Origin of the sequence: Paraburkholderia sp., from assembly GCF_035948235.1 — a bacterium.
GTDB lineage: Bacteria > Pseudomonadota > Gammaproteobacteria > Burkholderiales > Burkholderiaceae > Paraburkholderia.
In genome coordinates, this window is sequence record NZ_DASZJJ010000279.1 from 1 (window position 1) to 4,427 (window position 4,427).

2 protein-coding genes are annotated in these 4,427 nt (G+C 63.5%); both read left to right on the forward strand.

Going from position 1 to position 4,427, the window contains the following annotated elements:
- Positions 1 to 25 precede the first annotated feature (25 nt).
- Entirely contained in the window at positions 26 to 1,051 is a 1,026-nt protein-coding gene (locus VG320_RS24465) for an aliphatic amidase (RefSeq protein ID WP_327202644.1), read from the forward strand.
- A gap of 270 nt (positions 1,052 to 1,321) precedes the next feature.
- On the forward strand, positions 1,322 to 4,390 hold the full coding sequence (locus VG320_RS24470) for a LodA/GoxA family CTQ-dependent oxidase (RefSeq protein ID WP_327202643.1): 3,069 nt from the start codon (positions 1,322 to 1,324) through the stop codon (positions 4,388 to 4,390).
- Positions 4,391 to 4,427 lie beyond the last annotated feature (37 nt).

Genomic DNA, 4,427 nt, shown 5'->3' on the forward strand with positions numbered 1-4,427 from the left:
AGAGCTTGTCACCAAGGAGAACTTCATGTTGCACGGCGACATTTCGAGCAGCAAAGACACCGTCGGCGTCGCGGTGGTGAACTACAAGATGCCGCGTCTGCACACCAAAGCGGAGGTGCTCGACAACGCACGCCGTATCGCCGATATGGTGACCGGCATGAAGCAGGGCTTGCCCGGCATGGATCTCGTGGTGTTCCCTGAGTACTCCACGCACGGCATCATGTACGACCGCGAGGAGATGTTCGATACGGCGACCACGATACCCGGCGAAGAGACGGATATTTTCGCCGCGGCGTGCCGCAAAGCCAACGTGTGGGGCGTGTTCTCGATCACGGGCGAGCGCCACGAGGAACATCCGCGCAAGGTGCCGTACAACACGCTCGTACTGATCGACAACCATGGCGAAATCGTGCAGAAGTACCGCAAGATCATGCCGTGGACGCCGATCGAAGGCTGGTATCCGGGCGACCGCACCTATGTGACGGACGGGCCGAAAGGCCTCAAGATCAGCCTGATCATTTGCGACGACGGCAACTATCCGGAGATCTGGCGCGACTGCGCAATGAACGGCGCGGAACTGATCGTGCGCTGCCAGGGCTATATGTATCCGGCCAAGGAGCAGCAGGTGATGGTCGCGAAGGCCATGGCGTGGATGAATAACACCTATGTGGCCGTGGCCAACGCCACTGGCTGGGATGGCGTGTATTCGTACTTCGGCCACTCGGCGATTGTAGGTTTTGATGGGCGCACGCTTGGAGAATGCGGCGAAGAGGAAATGGGCGTGCAATACGCTGAGCTATCGGTGGGCATGATTCGCGATGCGCGGCGCAACATGCAGTCGCAGAACCATCTGTACAAGTTGCTGCATCGAGGCTACACCGGCACAATCAATTCCGGCGATGGTGCTAATGGCGTGGCGACTTGTCCGTTTGGCTTCTATCAACGCTGGATTCAGGATCCGGAGCGCACACGCCGTAGCGTCGAAGCCTTGACGCGTTCCACGCCCGGAACTGCGGAGTGCCCGATTGAAGGCATTCCACATGGCGAATGACCGTTGATCACTCGATCGATCTCGCATCAAATCGATCGATTCCGGCAATCCCTATCCAATCTGGTAGCTCCTCGCGCGTAGCGAAGCCGTTATATTGTCTGCGCCACGAGCGGGGACAAGGATTCACTACGCGGCGAACACAGAATAGCCAGCGGACGCCGCGCCGTCGCCCGTCGTGGCTGACGGTTTTCGCGTCTTGCCGATTGCATTTCCCGACTCCGGCGGTCTCTACCGCTTCTCCTATGATGCATAAAATAAGGAGTCTGAAATATGTCGTGCAATCCGGCTGCACAAACATCCCAGGCGGCCAACGCCGCGCAGGCCAATCCCGGCACGCTTCCTCCGTCTCCCTGTCATTGCGATAGCGATCCCGTCGAAGGTCTGCGCCAGCTATTCGTCGATTATGCGCAGGGCCGCGCGCTCATGGCGGGCCGCGATCCCGCCACGCGCCCGGTGTTTCTGCGTCTTCACGGCGCGGCGCACGCACGGTTCATCGTGCGTGACGATTTACCCGACGCGCTGCGTGTCGGCGTGTTTGCGAAGGCCGGCGAATATGCGGCCTGGGTGCGCTTTTCCGCGGATGTGCAGCCGGGCAACCCCGATCTGAAGGGCACCACGGGCATCGGCATCAAGCTGTTTGATGTGGACGGCCCAAAGCTGCTCGAACCCGATACCGATGCGAAAACGCAGGACTTTATCCTGCAGAACCACGACGTGTTCTTTGTCGATACGGCGAAGGATATGTGCGAATTCACCTGCCAGTCGCTGCATGGGCAGCGAGATGCCTATCTCGCGAGCCATCCGGTGACGGCGGGCATTCTCGACGAGATGAAAAAGGTGGTGGAATCGGTGCTGACGACGCCATACTGGAGCTGCCTGCCGTCGCGCTTCGGGCAGACGCGTCACGTCAAGTACAAGATCGAGCCGGTCGACGCTGCGCAGCCGGACACGTCGCCCGATTTCGCCGATCCGTTCTATCTGCGCGCGGACCTGCATCAGCGTCTGCGCAACGGCCCGGCGCGTCTGCGCTTCATGGTGCAGTTCCAGACCGATCCGGATTCGATGCCGCTCGACGCCGCCACGGTGCGCTGGAGCGAAACTGCTAGCGAGCCGATCGAAGTGGCCGTGCTCGAACTGCCGCAGCAGGATCTCGATACGCGCGGGCAGAGCACCTACGGCGAAAATCTCGCCTTCAATACGTGGCATTCGCTGGAAGCGCACAGCCCGGTCGGCAGCATCGCCGAGGCGCGCAAGGTGGTGTATCGTGCGTCCGCGTTCAACCGGCGCAACGTCAATGGCGTGCCGCTCGGCGAGCCGGCGCAGGCGCGTCCGCCGCAATATGCGCCGGGTGTCGATTATCCGGCTGCGAAAGACAGCAATATCGTGCGCGCGGCCATTCATCCGGCAATCGGCATCGCGCGCGTGGGCAATAGCGCGGCGCAATATTACGTCGGCCCGCAGTTGATCGAACCGCCTGCGATGCCGGAGTCGTTCTATCGCGATTCGACGGGCGCGCTCAAGCGCGAGGCCGCGCAGTTCCGCGTGTACGGCTACAACGCGGCGGGCGAGGTCGTGCGCGAACTGACGGGCGGCTGGGCCGACGTGAAGTGGCAGGTCCACCTCGCGAACCGCAAGGCCGCGTGGTATCGGTGGCAACAAGCGATGGACATTCCGGAGTCTGCCGATTTGACCGTGCCGCTGCGCAACAAGGACGTGACGGCGCGCGAGACGCTCGTGATCGACGCGGGGATGCAGCACGTCGCGGGCGCGAATGCCGCGCCGGTCGTGTGCGCGGGCGAGTTCTGCGGCGTGCCGGTCAAGATCGGCGAATTGCTGACCGATGGCGAAGGGCGTCTTGTCGTACTTGGCGGCCATGGCATATCGGCTTCACCGACCCATGCGCCGATTTACGACCCCAAAGACAAGCAGAGCTTCATCAATGCCGATGGGTGGTACGACGACACCTGCGACGGCACGGTCGGCGCAACGGTCACGATCGAAGGTCGCCCGATCCCGGTCGAGCCAGCTTGGGTCGTGACCGCGCCGCCCGACTATGCGCCGGGCGTGAAGGGCGTGCGCACGCTTTACGATCTGCTCTATGACGTCTACGTGCAGGCCGGCTGGCTCAGTGAACCGGCGATGGTGTCTTTCGCGAGCGACGTGCAGCCGGTACTGCAACGGCTCACGGACCTGCAGTGGGTGAACCAGGGATTTGCGACCCAATTTGGCTTTGAAGGCCGTTTCGATTTCAGCGACGCGGCGCTGCTGAAGCGGCTTTCGCAATTGCCCGCGCCAGGCGGATACGACGTGAACGCGGAATTGCGCCGCCAGATCTTCAACAGCTTCCGTCCGCCCGAGGGCGCCGACGGCAACCAGATGCCGTGGCCGTGGATTTACGGCGACGCGATGACTGTGCCCGCAGGCGAGAGCCCGCGCCAGAACGCATCGGTGAGCGCCACGCAATATACGCGGCTCAAGCGCTGGGCCGAAGGCGATTTCATCGACGACTGGCAGGCGCAGCGCAAAACGTACGCGGGCATCGACGACGTGCCGCTCGCGGATCAACCCGCCACGCTGGACCGTGCGGCGCTCGACTTCTGTCTCGCCGATGCTTTCCATCCGGGTTGCGAAATGACCTGGCCGATGCGGCATCTGTCGCTGTACTACAAGCCGTTTCGCATTCGCGCGCGAGCACCGGGCGTGCCGGAGACGAATTACGGCCCGACGCTCGACCAGGCGCGCGCCCTGGGCATCGACGGACCGTTGCACGCGCAAGGACCGGGCGACATCAATCGCTGGATGGGGCTGCCGTGGCAGGCCGATACCGCATATTGCCGCGCGGGCTATGACACGGAGTACGATCCGTTCGCGCCCACCTTCTGGCCTGCACGCGTGCCGAATCACGTGCTGAGCGCGAGTGACTATGCGATCGTCACCGATCCGCGGCAATCGCCTGCGAAGCGCCGCGAAGCCTTCGCCAACCGCACGAACTGGAACAAGCCACTGCACGGCGATACGGCGACCCAGATGGAACAGATGGTCCGCATCTTCGGCTCGATGGGGCATCTGACGCCGCAGCCGGGCGTGCCGGGCGACACTGAGTTTCCAGCGTCGATGCGCGTTGCCACGTATGGCCCGGATGTGCCGCTCGCCGATGCGTCGAGCGAAGTACCGGCGCAGTTGCCTGCCGAGGCCGAAGCCGTCACGGTGGCTGCGACGCCAGGACTGAAGGCGGCCGCCCAGGGCCGTGGGCGCGTGCTGCCGCGCGGGGCAAACTTCCGCTCGGTCGAGGAGGCCGAGTCCGCGCCACGGCCAGTGCGCTCACCGCGCAAGCCCTGAGATGACGCAAGCGGCCTATGACGTGGCCATCGCCGGG

Bases quoted from the DNA above. Each gene is read 5' to 3' on its own strand.
- VG320_RS24465 (WP_327202644.1), top strand. From the start codon at position 26: ATGTTGCACGGCGACATTTCGAGCAGCAAAGACACCGTCGGCGTCGCG.
- VG320_RS24470 (WP_327202643.1), top strand. From the start codon at position 1,322: ATGTCGTGCAATCCGGCTGCACAAACATCCCAGGCGGCCAACGCCGCG.